14 protein-coding genes are annotated in these 19323 nt (G+C 65.0%); 10 read left to right on the top strand and 4 right to left on the bottom strand.

Annotated elements, in window-relative coordinates; all coding sequences use genetic code 11:
• Window positions 1-153: 153 nt before the first annotated feature.
• The 5 genes from Q322_RS0112755 (at window position 154) to gnd (ending at window position 6305) form a co-directional block, all read left to right on the top strand.
• A complete protein-coding gene (locus Q322_RS0112755; RefSeq protein WP_029478294.1) occupies window positions 154-828 on the top strand; it encodes a response regulator in 675 nt (224 codons plus the stop codon).
• The gene (locus tag Q322_RS0112750; RefSeq protein WP_084147979.1) at window positions 825-2057 is read left to right on the top strand and encodes an ATP-binding protein; all 1233 of its coding nucleotides are present in this window, start codon (window positions 825-827) and stop codon (window positions 2055-2057) included. Before Q322_RS0112755 ends, Q322_RS0112750 begins: the two co-directional genes overlap by 4 nt.
• An 81-nt stretch (window positions 2058-2138) precedes the next feature.
• Window positions 2139-2675: a MarR family winged helix-turn-helix transcriptional regulator gene (locus tag Q322_RS0112745; protein ID WP_156953039.1), complete on the top strand. Its 537-nt coding sequence runs from the start codon at window positions 2139-2141 to the stop codon at window positions 2673-2675.
• Window positions 2672-4603, top strand: coding sequence for an MDR family MFS transporter (locus Q322_RS0112740; protein WP_051668515.1), 1932 nt, complete (start codon window positions 2672-2674; stop codon window positions 4601-4603). The genes Q322_RS0112745 and Q322_RS0112740 overlap by 4 nt, the downstream gene beginning before the upstream one ends.
• A 127-nt stretch (window positions 4604-4730) precedes the next feature.
• Window positions 4731-6305 (top strand): decarboxylating NADP(+)-dependent phosphogluconate dehydrogenase, encoded by a 1575-nt coding sequence (gene gnd / locus Q322_RS0112735; RefSeq protein ID WP_084147978.1) that lies wholly within the window; start codon window positions 4731-4733, stop codon window positions 6303-6305.
• A gap of 133 nt (window positions 6306-6438) precedes the next feature.
• Here the strand turns inward: gnd and glpX are convergent, their stop codons facing one another.
• Window positions 6439-7533: a class II fructose-bisphosphatase gene (gene glpX, locus Q322_RS0112730; RefSeq protein WP_245593248.1), complete on the bottom strand. Its 1095-nt coding sequence runs from the start codon at window positions 7531-7533 to the stop codon at window positions 6439-6441.
• Between the two features lie 598 nt (window positions 7534-8131).
• A complete protein-coding gene (locus Q322_RS0112720; RefSeq protein WP_029478288.1) occupies window positions 8132-9394 on the bottom strand; it encodes an MFS transporter in 1263 nt (420 codons plus the stop codon).
• A 289-nt stretch (window positions 9395-9683) separates the two neighbouring features.
• On the opposite strand from Q322_RS0112720, the gene Q322_RS0112715 reads away from it, so the two are divergent.
• The 3 genes from Q322_RS0112715 to Q322_RS0112705 all read left to right on the top strand — a co-directional run bounded on the left by Q322_RS0112715 (window position 9684) and on the right by Q322_RS0112705 (window position 13822).
• Window positions 9684-10862 carry a sugar ABC transporter substrate-binding protein gene (locus tag Q322_RS0112715; RefSeq protein ID WP_029478287.1) on the top strand — a complete coding sequence of 393 codons (1179 nt, stop codon included), beginning with the start codon at window positions 9684-9686 and terminating at the stop codon, window positions 10860-10862.
• 174 nt (window positions 10863-11036) lie between these two features.
• The gene (locus tag Q322_RS0112710) at window positions 11037-12449 is read left to right on the top strand and encodes an ABC transporter permease subunit (RefSeq protein ID WP_029478286.1); all 1413 of its coding nucleotides are present in this window, start codon (window positions 11037-11039) and stop codon (window positions 12447-12449) included.
• On the top strand, window positions 12446-13822 hold the full coding sequence (locus tag Q322_RS0112705) for a sugar ABC transporter permease (RefSeq protein ID WP_029478285.1): 1377 nt from the start codon (window positions 12446-12448) through the stop codon (window positions 13820-13822). Before Q322_RS0112710 ends, Q322_RS0112705 begins: the two co-directional genes overlap by 4 nt.
• 87 nt (window positions 13823-13909) lie before the next feature.
• Here the strand turns inward: Q322_RS0112705 and pckA are convergent, their stop codons facing one another.
• Both pckA and Q322_RS0112695 read right to left on the bottom strand, forming a co-directional pair.
• Complete coding sequence (pckA, locus tag Q322_RS0112700; protein ID WP_029478284.1) at window positions 13910-15517, bottom strand: phosphoenolpyruvate carboxykinase (ATP); 1608 nt, start codon at window positions 15515-15517, stop codon at window positions 13910-13912.
• Between the two features lie 274 nt (window positions 15518-15791).
• Entirely contained in the window at window positions 15792-17102 is a 1311-nt protein-coding gene (locus tag Q322_RS0112695) for an alginate biosynthesis protein AlgP (protein WP_156953038.1), read from the bottom strand.
• A gap of 228 nt (window positions 17103-17330) precedes the next feature.
• Here Q322_RS0112695 and recN point away from each other — a divergent pair, with 228 nt between their 5' ends.
• Both recN and Q322_RS23395 read left to right on the top strand, forming a co-directional pair.
• The gene (gene recN / locus Q322_RS0112690) at window positions 17331-19019 is read left to right on the top strand and encodes a DNA repair protein RecN (RefSeq protein ID WP_029478282.1); all 1689 of its coding nucleotides are present in this window, start codon (window positions 17331-17333) and stop codon (window positions 19017-19019) included.
• A 113-nt stretch (window positions 19020-19132) separates the two neighbouring features.
• On the top strand, window positions 19133-19323 hold a 191-nt coding region (locus Q322_RS23395), incomplete at its 3' end, for a hypothetical protein (RefSeq protein WP_034418544.1).

Raw genomic sequence — 19323 nt, 5'->3', positions numbered from 1 at the left:
GCAGAATGGCCCGGACGGCTGCGCTCCTTGGCCCTCCTCTAGGCGAGTTGGCGGCGAAGCCGACTGAGGGCTTGAGCCGTCACCCCCGCCCCGGCCACTCCACGCTCCATTCACACGCCACAATGGACACCAGCCACAAGGAGGCCCGCGCGCATGACCACCATCCTGATTGTGGAAGACGAGGCCCGGCTGGGCGATATTCTGGAGGAGTACCTGCGCCGCGACGGCTTCGTCACCGAGCGCGCCATGACCGGGCCACGTGCGCTGGAGCTGTGGCGCGCAGCCCGCCCCGCCCTGATGCTGCTGGACCTGATGTTGCCCGGCATGGACGGCCTGGAGGTGGCCCGCCGCGTGCGCGCACAGTCTGCGCTGCCCATCATCATGCTGACCGCCCGCGACGAGGAGGTGGACCGCCTGGTGGGCCTGGGCATCGGCGCGGACGATTACGTGGTCAAGCCGTACAGCCCGCGCGAGGTGGTGGCCCGTGTCAAGGCCGTGCTGCGCCGCACCGGGGGAGAGGTTGGTGTGCCGACGCTGCAACATGCCGGGCCGCTGAGCGTGGACACGGCGGCCTTCGAGGTCCGCTTGAACGGTGAGGCGCTGGACGTGACCGTGGCCGAGGTCCGTCTGATGGCGGCCCTGGCCCGCGCCCCCGGCGTGGTGCGTTCGCGGGCCGAACTGCTGTCCGCGCTGGGCGGCCTGGAACGCGGCACCGATGAGCGCGCAGTGGACGCCCACGTCAAGAATCTGCGCCGCAAGCTGGGTGACCACACCGAGCTGCTGGACACGGTGCGCGGCGTGGGCTACCGCCTGCGCCCCGAAGGATGAAGGAGAACGTCAAAACCTGGTCCGATTTAGGCGAAAAGTTCGGGGACCGTCCGCCCCGGCGCTGGAAGAAGAAAAAACGGTCCAGACGCCGCAGTGGTCTGCGCGCCCGCCTGACCCGCATGTTCGCGCTGGTGGCGGTGCTGGCGGTGGTGGTCACGACATTTGGCACGGTCGATGCGGCTTTTCAGGTGATCAATCAGCTCAATCCCGAACTTAATCTCGGTTCGTTCCGGGACGGCGGCTGGAATACCGAACCGTCCGGGACGCTCACGGCGCAGCAGACGCTGGCGCGCGACGCCGGGCGGCAGATCATGGGCAGCGCGGTGCGCTCGGCGCTGTTCAGTGCGCTGCTGGCCGTGATCATCGCCGGATTGGTCACGCGGCAGCTGACCCGCCCGCTGTCGCGGCTGGTGGACGGCGCGGGCCGCCTGCAAGCCGGGGCGCGCGATGTGCAGTTGCCGCTGCCCCGCCGCCACGACGAGCTGCGCGAGTTGACCGGCGCGTTCAACGAACTCACGCTGGGTCTGGCCCGTCAGGAAGCGTGGCGGCGCGGGCTGATGGCCGACATCGCCCATGATCTGCGGACGCCGCTGGCCGTGCTGCGCTCTGAAATCGAGGCCATGCAGGACGGCGTGCAGCCCACGGATACGGCGGCGCTGGGCCGCCTGCACGGCGAGGTGTTGTTGCTGGCCCGCCTCGTTACCGATCTGCGGCTGTTGTCACTGGCCGAGAGCGGCGCGATCAACCTGTCGCCTATAGTACTGGATGGGGGAGAGGTACTGCGCGCCCTGGCCGACGCCCACGCCCTGCGTGCGGCAGAGGTGGGAGTGACACTGAGCGTGAGTGCGCCCGCACCCGTGCCCCTGACGGCTGACCCGGACCGGCTGCGTCAGACCCTTCAAAACATGCTGGACAATGCCCTGCGTTACGCCGCGCCCGGTGAGGTCATGCTGTCCGCCCATTCGGACGCGTCCGGGGTCACCCTGAGCGTCCGCGATCACGGTCCCGGTTTCCAGAATGACGACCTGTCGCGCGCCTTCGAGCGCTTTTACCGCGCCGACGCCAGCCGCACGCGCGACCCAGGCGGACGCGCCAGCAGTGGCCTGGGCCTGGCAATTGCCCGCGCGCTGACCGAGGCGCAGGGAGGGACGGTCACGGCCCGCAACCATCCTGGCGGCGGGGCAGAATTCGTCCTGACCTTTCCAAACCGTGCAGGCGAGACAACTTAGCTCAATCTTCTTTATCATGTAGTCCAGCTAACGTTTTTAATTCTGAAATGGTTTCATCATCTTAAGCATGATGGTGAACTCTTGAGCAGTCTTGATCCGCCCCGCCTCCGCTGTGTCATTCCAGCCGACAGCGACGATCCCGCCGAGCGCCTGACCGCGTGCATGCGCCAGCTCCACCGCCTCGTTTCGGACCGCGTGATGGGCAGCTTGCAAAGCGAGTTGCAGGACGAGGACGTGAGCTTCACGCAGATGACCGCCCTGTACAAGGTCCGCGCCTTTACCCCGATCAGCGTCTCGGCGCTGGCCGAACACCTGGGCGTGAGCCTGCCCGCCACCAGTCAACTGATCCAGGAACTGGTGCGGCGCAAGCTGATGGAGCGGCGCGAGAACCCGCAGGACCGCCGCGAGAAGTTGCTGGACCTGAGCGAGAAGGGCCAGCAATTCCTGAGCGTCAAGGAAAAAACCATGATGGGCGCGTACAGCGAGATCTTTGGGCGGGTCCACCCCAAAACGCTCGCCGCCGCCGAGAACGCCATCAACGCCCTGCTGTCCGAAGTTCACCAGCACGCCGATACGCCCTCTCAGATTACCCCCCGCACACCCGAGGAATCTCTATGACCCAAAGCGCACCACCCACGGGCGGCCCCCGCCCCGAAGACCGCATCAATTACGCCGAAGTTCTGCCGCACGGCACCAAGATCCTGATTCTGATCGGCACCCTGCTGGGCCTGTTTCTGGCCGCGCTGGACCAGACCATCGTGGCCACATCGCTCCCGCGCATCGTCGAGGAGCTGAACGGCCTGAACCTGTACGCCTGGGTGACCACCGCGTACCTGCTGGCCAGCACGGCGATGGTGCCGATCTACGGCAAGCTCTCGGACATCTACGGACGCAAGCCGATTCTGCTGTTCGGCATCGTGGTCTTCCTGATCGGCTCGGCGCTGTGCGGCATGGCCGGAGAGCCGTGGTTCGGCAACCTGGGCGGCGGCGGCATGATGCAGCTCGTGATCTTCCGGGGCCTTCAGGGACTCGGTGCGGCGGCCCTGACCTCGGTGGCCTTTGCCATTGTGGCCGACATCTTTGTCCCTGCCGAGCGCGGCAAGTACCAGGGTCTGTTCGGGGCTGTGTTTGGCATCTCCAGCGTCATCGGGCCGCTTCTGGGCGGTTTTCTGACCGACAACGTGTCCTGGCGCTGGGTCTTTTACGTCAACCTGCCCATCGGATTGATCGCCATGGCCTTTATCTTTGCCAAGATGCCGCGCCTCGCCAGCGGCCTGAAGCCCAAGATTGACTACCTGGGCGCGCTGCTGGTGGTGACCTTCTCGGTGCCGCTGCTGCTGGCCCTGACCTTTGGCGCGCAGCCCGAGTACGGCTGGACCTCTCCCACCGTGCTGGCCCTGTTCGCGGGTGCCGTGGCTTCGCTGATCGCCTTCCTGTTCGTCGAGTCGCGTCATGAAAGCCCGATTCTGCCGCTGTCGCTGTTCAAGAACCCCACCTTCGCCTGGGGGGTCCTGGCCCGCTTCTTCATCGGCGCGGCCTTTCTGGGGGCGATCCTGTTCCTGAGCCTGTATCTGGTCAACGTGCAGGGCGTCAGCGCCACCGCCGCAGGGACCGCCACCATTCCCCTGACGATGGGCCTGATCTTCGGCGCGGTCGTGAGCGGGCAGCTTGCCTCGCGGCTGGGCTACTACAAGCCGCTGATCATCATTGGCCTGGTTCTGATGATGGGCGGTTTCTTCCTGCTGTCCACCCTGACCGCCGATACCGCCTACGGCACCGTGATCGTGTACATGATCGTGCTGGGCCTGGGCATCGGCCCTGCACTGCCGCTGTTTAACCTGGCCATTCAGAACGCCGTGGAGCGCTGGGAAATCGGCGTGGCGACCAGCGCCGGGCAGTTTTTCCAGCAGATGGGCAGCACCATCGGCACCGCCATTTTCGGCGCGGTGTTGACCAGCTCGCTGGCCAGCCAGTTGCCCACGCAGCTCCGCGCGGCCAAGGTGGACCAGCCCCCGGCGATTGCCAGCCAGCTCGAAGCGGCGGCAGTGGGTGCCGAGAAATCGAGCGGCAGCGGCGGCTCGCAGCAGCAATCTGCTCCCACCTTCGACAGCATTCAGCAAAAGATCACCACAGGTTTTGCCAAGTCCTTTGGCAGCGTTGAAACGGCAGTCCAGAGCGGCAGCCTCAGCCAACTGAGCGCCGATCAGAGCCTGCCCGAGGGCCTGCGCAGCGGTCTGGCCAACATTCCGCCCGCCGCCCTTCAATCCGAGCAGGGCCGGGCAGGTGTTCTGGCGGGGATCAAGTCGCAACTGGACAGCGCACAGACCACTGCGCTGGCCGACGCGAGGAAAGTCTACGACCTGTCCAGCCGGGCCGTGAAGGTGGGCTTTGCCAACACCATCAGCCGGATTTACCTGATCAGCATCTTTATCGCGCTGCTGGCGCTGCTGGCCGTGCTGCCGATGCCCAACCTCAAGATGCCCACCAAGGGCAAGGGCCAGGGCGGCAAGAAGCCCGAAGGCGGCCTGGCCTCGCTGGAAGGTTAGGCGCACAGCGTGGATGGATCAGGAGGCGAGCCACAGCGGCTGCGCCTCCTTTCCTTTTTTGCGCTTATGCTGACCGCTGGACCAGTCCACGCCGCGCCTGTCCCCTGACCTTCCTAAAGGAGCCTCCATGACCCAGTCCAAGACCGCCGATCTGCTCGCCGCCGTGACCGATTCGCAGGAAACAGAAGTCCAGACCGTGCGTTCCGAGGCGGTGGCTTCCCGGCAACTGATCGTCTCACCGGTGAGCGAGGCCGCCGTCGACATCGGCGTGATTGGGCTGGCCGTGATGGGCGAGAACCTGATTCTGAACATGGCCTCCAAGGGTTACACCGTCGTGGCGTTCAACCGCACCACCAGCAAGGTGGACGATTTTGTGACGGGCCGCGCGCAGGGTCTGACCATCCTGGGGGCCGATGACCTGCCCACCTTCGTCAGCCTGCTCAAGTCGCCGCGCAAGGTCATGCTGATGGTCAAGGCCGGGCCTGCCGTGGACGCCTTTATCGACATGCTTTCTCCGCTGTTGGACAGGGGCGACATCATCATCGACGGTGGCAACACCCACTTCCCCGACACCGTGCGGCGCGAGCAGGCGCTGGCTGAACACGGGATTCTGTTTGTCGGTGCGGGCGTTTCCGGTGGCGAGGAGGGTGCGCTGACCGGCCCCAGCATCATGCCCGGCGGCAATGCGGACGCCTGGTCCGCCCTGAAACCCATTTTCCAGGGCATCGCCGCGCAGGTCAGCGGCCAGCCGTGCTGCGACTGGGTGGGCGGCGGCGGCGCGGGCCACTTCGTCAAGATGGTCCACAACGGCATCGAGTACGCCGACATGCAGATGATCGCTGAGGCGTACAGCCTCCTGAGCGGCGTGCTGGGTCTGTCCGCTCCCGAAATCGGCGCAATTTTTGAGGACTGGAACGGCGGAGAACTGGACAGCTACCTGATCCAGATCACCGCCGAGATTCTTAAGAAAACCGATGGCGACACCGGTCAGCCGATGGTAGACGTGATTCTGGACACCGCCGGACAGAAGGGCACGGGCAAGTGGACCTCGGTGACGGCGCTGGACGTGGGCGCTCCTGCAAACACCATCGCTGAGGCCGTCTTTGCCCGCATCCTCAGCTCGCTGAAGGAGCAACGTGTGGAGGCCAGCAAAGTGTTGCACGGTCCCACTGAAACCGGAGAGACGCCGGTCCGGGACGCCTTTGTGGAACAGGTCCGGCAGGCGCTGTACGCTTCCAAGATCTGCTCGTATGCCCAGGGTTTTCAGATGATGGATCTGGCGGCAGTGGAATACGACTGGAAGCTGGATTTCGGGAGCATCGCCCAGATGTGGCGCGGCGGCTGCATCATCCGCGCGGCGTTTCTGGACCGGATCAAGGCGGCCTTCGACGGCAACGCCACGCTTCCAAACCTGCTGCTGGACCCCTATTTTATTGAAGCCATCGGCACGTCGCAACTGGCCTGGCGGCAGGTGGTGGCCGCCGCCGCCCTGCGGGGGGTCTGGACTCCGGCCTTTTCCAGCGCCCTGGCGTACTACGACGGCTACCGCAGCGCCCGCCTGAGCGCCAACATCTTGCAGGCCCAGCGCGACTACTTCGGCGCGCACACCTACGAACGCACCGACAAACCGCGCGGCGAATTCTTCCACACCAACTGGACCGGGCGGGGCGGGAGTACGTCCAGCAGCACCTACAACGCCTGAACGATTTCGAACTGGAGAAGATGGTGCAGCTCGCCTTCCGCTGTACCGCCTTCTTTTTTCCCTTCATTTGGGCGGGGCAGCAGCGCGCCCACCGAAACCTGGAAGCCCCCCGCAGTGCGGTGTCGTCGGTTGCTTACACCCGGATGGTCACGCGCGCCTTGTCGTCCTCTAGGTGAATGCTGTCGATGAAGCGCACCACACGGGTGGCGTAGCCCATGACCAGCGTGTGCGTTCTGGCCCCGCCTGCGAAACGCCGCACGCCGTCCAGAATCTCGCCGTAAGTGATACCGGTGGCGCTAAAGACCATCTGGGAGCCGGGGGCCAGGTCTGCGGTCTTGTACACGCGCTTTTCGTCTACCCCCATCGTTTTAAAACGCCCCCGCATGGCGTCGTCCTCAGCGAGAAAGCGCCCCTGAATTTCTGCGCCCAGGCACTTGCAGGCCGCCGCACTCAGCACGCCCTCGGGCGCGCCGCCCGAACCCATCAGCGCGTGGACGCCGCTGCCGCGTACGCCGACGGCGATGCCCGCGATCACGTCGCCGTCGCCGATCAGCTTGACGCGCGCGCCGGTGGCCCGCACCCGCCGGATCAACTCCGCGTGGCGTTCGCGGTCCAGGATGGTGATCATCAGATCATCCACGTCGCGGGCCAGGCTCTGGGCCAGCACGTTGAGGTTGGCCTCCACCGGCCAGTCCAGGTTCACCCGGCCCGCCGCTGGGGGCGGCACGATCAGCTTTTCCATGTAACAGTCCGGCGCGTGCATCAGGCCGCCGCGCTCGCTGATGGCAATCACGGCCAGACCGTTGGGCAGACCCTTGGCGGTGACCTCGGTGCCCTCTACCGGGTCCACGGCGATGTCCACCTCGTACTGGCCGCTGCCCACCTGCTCGCCGATATATAGCATGGGGGCCTCGTCCATCTCGCCCTCGCCGATGACCACGGTGCCCCGGATGTCCAGACTGTTGAGCAGTTCGCGCATGGCCTCGGTGCCCGCGCCGTCCACCGCGTTCTTGTCGCCCAGACCCATGAATTTGCTGGCTGCCAGGGCCGCGCCCTCGGTCACGCGGGCCGTTTCCAGCACCAGCGCGTGCTCGAAGCTCTGCACCGTCTTGTTGTGACTGTTCTTCGGGGCAACCGGGCGAGGCGCGGCGGCCCCGGCTGAGGCGGCCTGTTCGGTGTAGGCGGCGCTGGAGCTGGCTTTGTCACTGGGCTGCCGTTTGGAGGTCATGACAGAGACGCTAACACGCCCGCCCGGATTTCTGGCGTCTGGGAACGCTTCCAGCCCTCAAGCTCCAGTGGTCAGTGGGTGGAGTCGGGGAGGTTCATGCCACCCTGTGGCGGTCAGTCCTTCTCTGGATTGTCCTTGACATCCGGATAATCCCCCCATCGAGTTCTGGAAACAGAGCAGGGCGTTGTGCATGGCCGTGATCCGGATGCCCACCTGCTGGACCGGCCCCGGCGCAGGCCAATTGCCCTTCGAGCACTTGCAGGACGAGCGGCTGACGCCGTCGCGCTTCCCACACTCCCTGTCCCTGTCGCTCCCGGAAGCGTCGCTGTCGTGCCTCATCAGGTATGTCAGAAGTAGCCCCCACTGCTTACTTCAGCACACCTGCCCACACCAGCAGCCCCCACAGGATGACCGGAATCGCCAGCGAGCCGACGATGAGTTTGAGCAGCCGCCACCAGTCGTTCAGGAACTCGCGCATGGGCCAAGGCTAACAGCCGCCGGGCCAGAAATCTGTTCCTGAACAGCCGTTGCCGGCAGAACAGTGGCTAAAAAAAAGCAGACACCCTCCAATCTGGCCTCTCCCACGACTTCCTGCCTCTTAGCTGCTGCCAACCGCTTCACCCGTTTGCAGCCGTGGACGCGCGACCAGAGTCCAGACCAGCGCCAGCACCAGGACTGCGCCGCTGAGCAGATACGGTGCGCCGTGGCTGACGCTCTGGTACAGGCCGGTTCCCAGCAGCGGGCCAGTCATGCGGCCCAGCGCCAGCGCGGAGCTGTTCAGGCCTGCAACTGCGCCCTGCTGATTGGCGGGCACGCTCAGGCTCAAGGATGCGCTCAGGGTGGGGCTGAGGACCGCGCCGCCCACGCCGATCACGGCCAGGGCCACGGTGATGGGCCAGTAGGTCTGCATCTGCGGCAGCAGGAACATGCCCAGCGCCATGACCGCCAGCCCCACCCGGATCAGCACGGTGGGCCTGACGCGGTTGCTCAGCGGGCGGATCGCGCCGCCCTGCACCAGCGCCGCCACGATGCCGAAGACCGCCAGCATGCCCCCCACCGTACGGGCGGTTTCGCCGGGGTTGAGTTTCAGGGTGTCCTGCACATAAAAGCCGATGGTCTGCTCCATGCCCACGCTTGCCAGGGTGGATAGGGCGCTGACCGTCAGAAACAGCGTGATGGGGCCGCGCGTCAGCAGGGCGCGGCGGTCCCCCCTGTCCACTTCCACCGAGTCGGCGCGGCGCGTTTCGGGCAGCACCCGCCACGCGACGGCGGCGGTGACCAGGCCCAGCGCGGCGGAAAAATAGATGGGAGTGGTCAGGCTGACCGTACTCAGCAGCCCACCCAACGCGGGGCCAAAGACCACGCCCAGCCCAAAGGCTGCGCCGATCAGGCCCAGGCTGGCGGCGCGGTCCTTCTCGCTGCTCAGGTCCGCCATCATGGCCTGCGCGGTGGGCAGAGTGGCACTGCTCAGTATCCCGCCGATCACGCGCGAGGCCAGCAGCAGCCCGAACAGCACACTGCCTGTCAACGCCCCCTGCAAACCCAGATGCGCGAAGCAACCGAACAGCCCAAAACTGATCGAAAATCCGATCAATCCCATAATCAGCACCGGCTTGCGCCCCGCCCGCTCGCTCCGCGCTCCCCAGATGGGGGAGAAGACAAATTGCATCAGGCTGTAGACGGTGGAAAACCAGCCCACCTGCGTCTCGCTCAGGCCCAGCTCGCGGCCCAGCGGGGCCAGGATCGGAAACAGCACGCTCAGGCCCAGCATGGCAGTAAAGATGGTCAAAAACAGGAGAATCTTGGTGCTGACGGTGGGCTTGCCGCCTTTTGCCGATGGGGGAGAGGTGGGCTGGCTCATGCCCAGATAGTACACCCTGACCGAACGGTAAGTCAGTTATTGAAAATGGAGCTGACTGAGGGGTGAGCGGACGCTGGAGGGTCCAAATCTTGCCGGACCTCTTACCGATTGGCGTATAATGTTGGCCGGGTCACCCCCACGTCTAGTTCAGTTGCCACCCACCGCCGCGCCGATGCGGTGCGTGTTCTCTCTTGCACATTGGCTGAGAAGCTGGCTCTAGAATGACCCGCCAATACAACCCATCACCCCCGCAAGCGACCCATGCGGTCGCCAAGATCAAGGAGCGCATATGAAAAAAGCACTGACCATTCTCTCCCTCGCCCTGCTCCCCTCTGCAAGCGCCGCCAACATCACCGTCTGGACGCACTTCGGCGGCGGAGAGCTGACCTGGCTCAAGGATCAGGCCGCCGCCTTCGACAAGAAGGGCAACAAGACCACCATTGTCAGCGTGCCCTTTGACCAGATTCCTGACAAGCTGATCCAGAGCGCCCCCAAGGGCCAGGGGCCAGACGTGATCGTGACCCTGCCGCAGGATCGCCTGGGCCAGCTCGCCTCGGCAGGTGTGATCGAGCCGATGGACAAGTACATCACCAGCAAGACCGATTTCGACAAGACCGGCCTGACGGCCATGACCTACCAGGGCAAGCTGTTCGCCATTCCCATGTTCGCCGAGTCCGTGGCGCTGGTGTACAACAAGAAACTGGTCTCCAAGGCTCCCACCACCTGGGCCGAGTTCCTGAAAGTCGCGCAGGACAACACCGGCAACGGCAAGTTCGGCTTCCTGGCCGATCTGAACAACGCCTACATGAACTACGGCGTGATCAGCGCCTACGGCGGTTACGTGTTCAAGAACACCGGCGGCACCCTGAACACCAAGGACATCGGCCTGGCAAATGCCGGAGCCGACAAGGCCAGCGCTTTTCTGAATGACCTGCGCTACAAGTACAATCTGGTGCCCGAGGGTGTGTCGGGCGACGTCGCCAAGGGCGCATTCACCGACGGACGCCTGGCGATGTACCTGACCGGTCCCTGGGACATGGGTGATATCAAGAAGGCCGGCATTGATTACGGCATCACCGCCTTTCCCACTCCTCCCGGCGCAAGCGGCAAGTGGAGTCCCTTCGTGGGCGTGCAGGGCACCATGATCAGCGCCTACAGCAAGCAGAAGGTGGCGGCGGCAGGCTTTGCCAAGCAGATCAGCTCCAGCGACGCGCAACTGGCCTTCAACAAGGCGGGCGGGCGCATCCCGGTTAGCCTGAGCGCGCGCACCAAGCTCAAGAGTGACCCGGTGGTGGTGGGCTTCGGCAAGTCCATCAGCGCAGGCACCGCCATGCCCAACGTTCCGGCGATGGGCGCGGTGTGGGCACCCTGGAGCGCTGCGATTGCCCAGAGCGTGCAAAAGCCCAACCAGGATTACAAGCAGATTCTGGATAAGGCCGTGCAGGAAATCAGCGGTAACATCAAGTAAGACCGATTTTTAGGGAGAGGCGGTTGGGCCAGAGGGTGGCCCATCCGCCTTTTTTGATGGCCCGGCTGCGCCACTTTGTTCATCCAATCACCATCTGGCGGTTCTCTGTCGGAATCGCCTTATGATTGCCCTTGATACGTTAAAAGCCTCATTCAAAGGAGACGCCACAGCCCCATGACCGCGATCCCGCACCCTCCCCATTCGACTGTCCGTTCCACCGTCCCCCCCGAAGGAACGCGCGGCGTATTGCTGGCCGTCCTGATCCTGGCCATGATGCTGGGTGGGGCCACCCTGCTCGGCTGGCTCCTGAGCGGCCTGACCGCCCGGATTTACCCCGAAGCGCCGCCTTACATGATTCTGGTCTATGTCCTGGGCATCCTGCTGGTCATGATGCCAGTGGTGTCGCGGCTGTTTCCGTGGATTGTCAACTGGTATTACCTGTTCCCTGCGCTGGTGTTCCTGGCCGCCTTTACGGTGCTGCCCATCATCCTGACGGTCAATTACGCCTTTACCAACTACAACGCGGTCAACAGCGGCAACCCAGACTCTTCGCTGCGGACGACGGCCACCATCAGCGCCGATAAGCGCGTGATCACGCTGGCCGAGACGCCGCAGTCGCAGAACGTGCAGGAGTATCTGCGCTGCGACACGCCGGGCTGCGCGGGCGCGACGCTGGTGCTGTTCGACGATCAGGCGTCGGTGCCGTACCGGGCCAAGGTTGCCAGCGTCAGTGGCCTGCAAGTGACGCTGGCTGCACCGTTCACCGGTCCCATCGAGGTGGCGCGGGCCACCCGCCTGAACAGTTACACCTACGTGGGCCTGGAAAACTTCCGCGAGATCTTCGGCAAGGCCAGCCGCGCGCTGGTGCCGGTGTTTATCTGGACTGTGGTGTTCGCCTTTTCCACGGTCATCATCAACGCGCTGGCCGGGCTGATCCTGGGCATCTTGCTGTACAACAAGAACCTCAAGGGCCGCAACATCTACCGCACGCTGCTGTTTTTGCCGTGGGCCATTCCCGCCGTGATCAGCGTGCAGATGTGGGTGGCGCTGTTTAACCAGCAATTTGGGATTGTCAACAAGGGGCTGGGACTGCTGGGACTGGCCGCCGTGCCGTGGCTGGGCGATCCGCTGTGGGCCAAGATCAGCGTGCTATTTGTCAACCTGTGGCTGGGCTTTCCGTACATGATGACCGCCACCATCAGTGCCCTGAGTACCATCAACGATGATTTGTACGAGGCGGCCAGCATCGACGGCGCGAGCCGCTGGCAGCAGATCGTGAACATCACGCTGCCGCTGCTGCGCAACAGCTTCACGCCCATTTTGCTCTCGGGCTTCGCCTTCAATTTCAATAACTTCGGCATCATCTACCTGCTCACGCAGGGGGGGCCGGACCAGCAGGGCCGCGAGGCCACCGCCCGCAGCACCGACATCCTGCTGTCGTGGGGCTACAACACCGCCTTCGCCTCCAGCGGCGGGCAGAACTTCGCCCTGGCCAGCGCCATTGCCCTGATCATCTTCTTCCTGACCCTGGCGATCAGTCTGGTGAACTTCAAGGCCGCAGGCGTGTTCGAGGAGGCCCGCAAATGACGACCATGCCCAGCCAGGACGCCACTCCCCCCGAGGTCTATGTCCATCAGGAACCCGGCGTGCTGAGAAAAGCGCTGCCGTGGCTGATCATCGCCGCTGCCGTGGTCATCGTCGGGGTGCTGGCCTTTTACCTGAACAGGAACATGCAGGGCCGCCCCAAGAGCTTCACCATCTTTTTCGTCGAACGCGGCTGGGTGCGCTTTTTGCTGTTCCTGCTGGCGGCCAGCGGCGTGCTGGCCCTGACCAGTCTGCTGGGCCAGCGCATCGGGATGGCGCGCACCGGGCGCAAGATCAGTTACAGCGCCGTGCTGGGCGTGCAGCTCACGCACCTGTTTTTAATGCTGGTGGTGCTGGTCGCCATCTACCCGCTGTTCTACGTGCTGATCGCCGCCTTCGATCCGCGCAACAGCCTGTTTGCCTTTCCGGATTTCTCCAATCCCAACATCCTGTACAAGACCGGGTTGCTGCCGCGCCTGGAAGTGCTGAGCTACGAGAACTTCCAGAAGCTGTTCGAGGGCGTCGCCATTCCACTGTGGCAACTGGTCCTGGCTGGGATTGCCGGTGCGGCGCTCACCGCCCTGCTCATCCTGGCGATGATTGCCAGGGCGGGCCGCGAGAGCGAGGGCCTGAACCAGACACGCTCGTGGATCATGCGCGTTCTGATCGTCGCGCTGGTGGTGCTGGTGTTTTTCATGGGGCCGTCCCAGTTCGGGGGAAGCACCAATGAGAGCAAGTTCCTGCTCTCCGTTCGCAATACTCTGCTGGTGTCGGGCATCACGGGCTTTCTGGCGATCCTGCTGTCCACCACCGCCGGATACGCGATGGCGCGGCTGCGCTTTCCGGGCCGCTTCCAGACCCTGCTCTTTTTCATCTTTATCCAGATGTTCCCGGTGTTTCTGGCGCTGGTGGCCGTCTATACCCTGATGGTCCTGCTGGGTCTGAGCAACACCTTTACCGGTCTGATCCTGGCCTACAGCGGCGGCGCAATCGCTTTCAACACCTGGATCTTCAAGGGCTACGTGGAATCCCTGCCCGAATCGCTGGAGGAAGCCGCGATGGTGGACGGCGCGACGCGCTGGCAGACCTTTATCAAGGTGGTCATTCCGCTGTCGGGCGGCATCCTGGTCTTTATCTTCCTGAACCAGTTTATCGGCACCTACGCTGAGTTCATCCTGGCAAACATCCTGCTGACCGGGGTGGAAAAATGGACGGTGGGCATCATGCTCCTCTCGTTCACACAGGGCCAGTTCAGCACCAAATGGGGCGTGTTTGCCGCCGCCGCCACCCTGGGCGCATTGCCCATCGTGGCGCTGTTCTACGGCTTCCAGGGCTACTTCGTGGGTGGCACGGTGTCGGGTGGGGTCAAGGAGTAGCGAACGCTTTCGCCCCCTCTCTCACTCAAAAAGAAAAAGCCCCCGCGTGAATGGCGGGGGCTTGTCCCTTGCTGCTGTCAAACGCGTTCAGCCCTGCGCGTCCGGGTCCGGCATACTCTCCGTCACGGCCTGATCCACGCCCCCCTCAAAGCGCTTGAAGTTGTCGCGGAACATGCGCGCCAGTTTCCTGGCCGTCTCGTCGTAGGCGGCTCCGTCGGCCCAGACTTCGCGGGGGTTGAGAACTTCGTCTGGAACGCCCGGTACTGTGGTGGGGATTTCCAGATTGAAGAACGGCTCGCGCTCAAATTTCACGCCGTCCAGTTGGCCGCCCAGAGCCGCGTGGATCAGGGCGCGGGTGTGACCGATGCTCATGCGCTGGCCCTGGCCATACATGCCGCCGCTCCAGCCGGTATTCACCAGCCACACGGTTGCGCCGCTGTCCTGTACTTTTTGAGCCAGCAGGCGGGCGTATTCGCCGGGGTGGCGCGGCATGAACGGTGCGCCGAAGCATGCGCTGAAGGTGGGGCTGGGTTCGGTCACGCCTTCCTCGGTGCCGGGAATCTTGGCGGTGAAGCCGCTGATGAACTGGTACATGGTCTGCTCGGGACTCAGGCGGCTCAGCGGCGGCAGCACCCCGAACGCGTCGGCGGTCAGGAAGACGATGTTCCTGGGGTGGCCCGCGACGCTGCCCGGCTGGATGTTGTCGATCTGCGTAATGGGGTAGGCGCTGCGGGTATTCTCGGTCAGGCTGCCGTCGTTCAAATCGGGAGTGCCGCCCTCGTCCAGCACCACATTTTCCAGGACCGTGCCATAGGTGCGGGTGGTGCGGTAGATGGCGGGTTCGGCGTCCGGGTTCAGGTTGATGACCTTGGCGTAGCAGCCGCCCTCGAAGTTGAAGACGCCCGTATCGGTCCAGCCGTGCTCGTCGTCGCCGATCAGCTTGCGGCTGGGGTCCGCGCTCAGGGTGGTCTTGCCGGTGCCGCTGAGGCCGAAGAACAGCGCCACGTCCCCGCCCTGCCCATCAACATCAGCGCCCACGTTGGCCGAGCAGTGCATCGGCATCACGCCCCGGCCCGGCAGCAGGAAATTCATGACGCTGAAGATGCCCTTCTTGTTCTCGCCCGCGTACTGCGTGCCGCCGGCGATGATCATCTTTTTGCTGAAGTTGACCACAATAAAGGTCCCACTGCGCACGCCGTCCACCGCCGGATCGGCCCGGAAGCCGGGAATGTTCAGCACGGTCCAGTCGGCCCCGAAGTCGGCCAGTTCAGCGGGCGTGGGCCGCACGAACATGTTGTGGACGAACAGCGAGTGGTACGCCATCTCCGTGACCATCCGCACGGCGATGCGCTGTGACTTGTCGGTTCCGGCGAAGACCTGCTGGACGAACAGCTCCCGGTCCCCGGCGTACTCCGTCATCTTCCTCAGCAGTCCGTCGAACACTGCCGCGCTGATGGGGCGGTTAAAGCCCTCCCACCACACGGCGTCACGGGTCTGGTCATCCTCGACGATGAAACGGTCCTTTGGGCTGCGTCCGGTCTTGTCGGTCTGGACGGTCAGCGGCCCGGTGGCTGCCCTGACTCCCTCGCCGAGGCGGATGGCGTGAGCGTACAGCTCGTCCACACTAGAGTTGAGATGAATGGTGGCATCTTCTATGCCCAGATCGGCCAGCGGATTGTGGGTGGTCAGGCTCATGGGATCAGCTCCTGGATGAACATCACCGCGCGGCGGACTGTCGCCGGTCAGCGCGGTGGATTGGTGTACAAGCGAACCCCTTAATTGTGGCCTATGAAGCGGTTCCAACCCAACCTTTTGGGTGTCACGGTGGAGGAAACAACAAGGCGAGGCGTCCAGTCTGGACAGACGCCCCCACATCGGTCCTGCAACTGGCAAAAAAAGATGAGCGCGGAAGGTGTATCCCGCCGCGCCTCATCTGATCGCTGGACCAGATCTCTGAATTGTTTCTGGCTCAGTTCGCCCGGTGCTGACCGTCCTTGTCGTGACCGGTCTTGGGGGCGTCCGTCTCGCTGGTATCGGCGGGTTTGCCCGCCTGTTCCTCGGCCTGGGTGCGCGCTGCGGCGGGGGAGCCGGGTTCGGTCGAAGCGCCCCAGGCCGCGCCTGCGGTGCCGGCTTGCGTGGCCGCAGCCATGCCGGGGGCGGGAGTGGCCGCCGGTTCCTCGATCTGGTCCAGCCACGCCGAGCCGATCAGGTTGCGGGCGTTGCGGCTGAACTTGTGCAGGCTCTGGGCGGCTTCGGGGCTAATCCCCTCTACCGCGTCCAGAACAGCCTTGCGGGCGGCGGGGAGACGGACCAGCACCACCGCGCCGCCGCCCACCAGCAGCAAGGCGGTGATGCCGAAGCCCAGGCCGCCGCCGCCGCTCTTATCTCTCTTGCGGGCCAGTCTGGCCTGCTTTTCCAGCGTCTTGAGTTCCTTGCCCAGCTCCTTTTGCAGCGGCGCAATTTTTCTGGTCACGGCTTTTTCCAGCTTCTTGGCGTTCCAGTTCTTCTTGCCCGCGCGCAGCTCCTTTTCGGCCTGGCGGCGGGCACGGCTCACGGCTTTCTCGGCAGTGCGGCGGCGGTTGTCCAGGGTATCGCCGGTGTCGCTCAGGGTGTCGCCCAACCAGCCCTGGAAATTACTGAGCAGGCCCACGCCCGTATCCTGAACGTCATCCAGCGTGTCCGAGGCGGTCTTGCGGGCCGCCTTGAGGGCTTTCTGGGCCTGCTTGCCGCGCTTGCCAGCCGCTTGCTGGGCCTCTTTTTCCAGTCTGGCAGCCCGCCTCTGCGCTTCTGCCGAGAGGTCTGCCGCACGGTCCTGTGCGGCGGCAGCCAGTTGGCTGCCACGCTTCTGTGCCGTTTCCGCAAGCTCGCCGCCGCGTTTCTGGGCGGTGTCGGCCAGTTCGGCGGCCTTGTCCTGCACCGTGGAGGCCAGCCCAGCCGCTGTTTCGCGGGCCGTGTCCAGCAGGGCCTGGGCGCGTGGCGTTCCCTCTTCTTTCAGGGTGTCCAGCGTGGCCGAGCCGCGTTTGGCCGCCTCGTGGGTCAGATGCTGCGCCGTTTTTTGCGCCTCATGCGACAGGTGCTGCGCGGTCTGCTGCGCCTGTGCGGCGGCGTCGGCCAGCGCGGGCTTGACGGTGTCTTCCAGCGTTTCCTGAGCGTCGTGCCACGCGCTGCGGGTGCCGCCCACCAGGGAGCGCCGGACATCCTTGTTCAGGGCCAGGGCGGCCAGACCGCCCAGCAACAGCAGGCTGCGCTTGCTGACGCCGCCGGTGGATTCGTGTTTCATGGACATGTGAACTCCTTATTTTCCCGCCGCCACTTTGGAGCGCGCGGACAATGCCGCCATTGTGGCGGCTGTGATGAGGGCCAAGGTGGGGGAACTGTAACGGAAGATTCATGCTTGGTGAGCACCTGATCGCGCCAGACCTGAGCTGAAGCGCTCTGGCCGCTGCGCCGATCCCGGCTGACCTCACACTCGGAAACTCCGGGCTTCCGAGGCCTTAAACTACCGGGCGTGACCCGTAAGGCCCGCGCCCCACGCGCCGACAAAACCGCTGCCCTGCCCAGGTCGCCCGTAACAGCGCCTGTTGGCCCGGCACTGGCCCGTCTGGAAGTCCGCAACCTCGCCACCATCCGTGAACTGGAGCTGGATTTCGCGGGCGGCCTGAGCGTCTTTACCGGCGAGACCGGCGCGGGCAAGAGCATCATCGTGGACGCGCTGGGGTTGCTGCTGGGATCGCGCGCCAACACGGACCTGATCCGCACGGGCGAGAGTGACCTGCTGGTGACGGGCTTCTGGAACCAGGGAGACGTGGGGGACATGAGCGCCAGCCGTCGTCTGGCAACCCAGGGACGCGGCGTGGCCCGGCTGGACGGTGAGGTGGTCAGCGTGCGCGAGTTGCAGGAGTGGGCGCAGACTCGGCTGACCATCCACTGGCAGCACAGCGCCGTCAGCCTGCTGGGGCCAGCCAACCAGCGTGCCCTGCTGGACCGGGAGTTGCCCGCCCAGACCGAAGCCCACGCCCACGCCTACCGCGCCTGGCAGGAGGCCCGCGCCCGGCTGGAGGGGCTGCGCGCGAACGAGCGCGAACGCGCCTGGCAACTGGACCTGCTGACCTTTCAGTCTCGCGAAATCGCTGAAACCGCGCCCCAGAGTGGCGAGGAAGAACCCTTGCAGGCCGAACTGAACCGCCTCGCCCACCTGGAAACCATCGCCCAGAGCGCGGCGGGCGCGCTGACCCTGATCATGGACGGCGAGGAAAATGCGCTGGGCTTTCTGGCCGAGGCCGTGCGCGCCCTGAACGCCAGTGCCCGCTACGACGACGCCAGCGCAGCCTTACAACAGGAACTCCGTGACGCCCTGGACAGCCTTCAGGCCGTTTCGGGTGAGTTGCGCGCGGTGGCCGAGGACGGCGCGGCGGACCCCGAGGAACTGGCCCGCGTGGAGGGCCGCCTGGGCGCGCTGGGCAAGCTGCGGACCAAGTACGGTCCCACGCTGGACGACGTGCTGGACTTTCAGGCCGGGGTGGAGGAGGAGCTGGCCGCCCTGACCCGCGACGAGCAGGACGCCGGAAGCCTGGACGCCGATGTGGAGGCGCTGTTGGCCGAATTGCGCCGTGCCGGGTCTGCCCTGGACGCCGCCCGAACTCAACGCGCCGCGCCGCTGGCCGCCGAACTGCTGGCCGTGATCCGCGAACTGGGCATGCCGCACGCCCGCCTGGAGTTTCGCCTGCAACCGCTGTCCGAACCCGCCCTGTACGGCCTGAGCGACGTGACCATCCAGTTCACTGCCAACCCTGGCGAGGACCTGGCCCCGCTGTCGGACGTGGCCTCGGGCGGCGAGCTGTCGCGGGTGATGCTGGCGATCAGCACGGTGCTGGGCGCGGATACCCCTGCCGTGGTCTTCGATGAGGTAGACGCCGGAATCGGCGGTAGCGCGGCGCTGGCAGTGGCCGAGCAACTGCACCGCCTGGCCCGCAGCCGACAGGTGATGGTGGTGACCCACCTGGCCCAGATCGCCGCCCGCGCGGACCACCACTTCAAGGTGGAAAAGGCGGTGGAGGGGGGCCGCACCGTCAGCCACGTGCGCCCGCTGTCCCCTGACGAGCGCCTGGAAGAGATCGCCCGCATGCTGGGCGGCAACACCTCCGAAGCCGCGCTGGGGCATGCGCGGGAGTTGATGGCGGGGCAGGGAGCGCTCTGAAGATCCAACGGCGAGAGCAAAATATCTCGTGTCCTCTGGCGGCCTGACAAATTTTATGAGAGCGGACGAAAAACGAGTTGCCAGCCGACTTCAAGGGTGGTTTGAGGAGGGGCATGAAGGCGTTTCCGCTGACCTGGTGGCTCAGGGTCAGGCCCGCCCTGGAGCGTCAGGTGAGAGAAGATTGCCTGACCACGGCTCAGCGCGTAATGAACCGCCCGGAGACCGATCTTGAGGTAGCTCAGCGCCCGCCGCCAGTGGGGATCGACGTGTCGTCGATCCCCACGCTGCACCACCTCGATACCTT

It is taken from the genome of Deinococcus frigens DSM 12807, from assembly GCF_000701425.1.
Lineage (GTDB): Bacteria > Deinococcota > Deinococci > Deinococcales > Deinococcaceae > Deinococcus > Deinococcus frigens.
This window is presented reverse-complemented; position numbering and strand designations above follow the sequence as displayed.

Excerpts from the sequence above, each read along its gene's own strand:
- Q322_RS0112695 (WP_156953038.1), bottom strand. The coding sequence starts at position 17,102 with ATGAAACACGAATCCACCGGCGGCGTCAGCAAGCGCAGCCTGCTGTTG.
- Q322_RS0112740 (WP_051668515.1), top strand. The coding sequence starts at position 2,672 with ATGACCCAAAGCGCACCACCCACGGGCGGCCCCCGCCCCGAAGACCGC.
- glpX (WP_245593248.1), bottom strand. The coding sequence starts at position 7,533 with ATGACCTCCAAACGGCAGCCCAGTGACAAAGCCAGCTCCAGCGCCGCC.
- Q322_RS0112710 (WP_029478286.1), top strand. The coding sequence starts at position 11,037 with ATGACCGCGATCCCGCACCCTCCCCATTCGACTGTCCGTTCCACCGTC.
- Q322_RS0112715 (WP_029478287.1), top strand. The coding sequence starts at position 9,684 with ATGAAAAAAGCACTGACCATTCTCTCCCTCGCCCTGCTCCCCTCTGCA.
- Q322_RS0112720 (WP_029478288.1), bottom strand. The coding sequence starts at position 9,394 with ATGAGCCAGCCCACCTCTCCCCCATCGGCAAAAGGCGGCAAGCCCACC.
- Q322_RS0112755 (WP_029478294.1), top strand. The coding sequence starts at position 154 with ATGACCACCATCCTGATTGTGGAAGACGAGGCCCGGCTGGGCGATATT.
- Q322_RS0112750 (WP_084147979.1), top strand. The coding sequence starts at position 825 with ATGAAGGAGAACGTCAAAACCTGGTCCGATTTAGGCGAAAAGTTCGGG.
- Q322_RS0112705 (WP_029478285.1), top strand. The coding sequence starts at position 12,446 with ATGACGACCATGCCCAGCCAGGACGCCACTCCCCCCGAGGTCTATGTC.
- pckA (WP_029478284.1), bottom strand. The coding sequence starts at position 15,517 with ATGAGCCTGACCACCCACAATCCGCTGGCCGATCTGGGCATAGAAGAT.
- gnd (WP_084147978.1), top strand. The coding sequence starts at position 4,731 with ATGACCCAGTCCAAGACCGCCGATCTGCTCGCCGCCGTGACCGATTCG.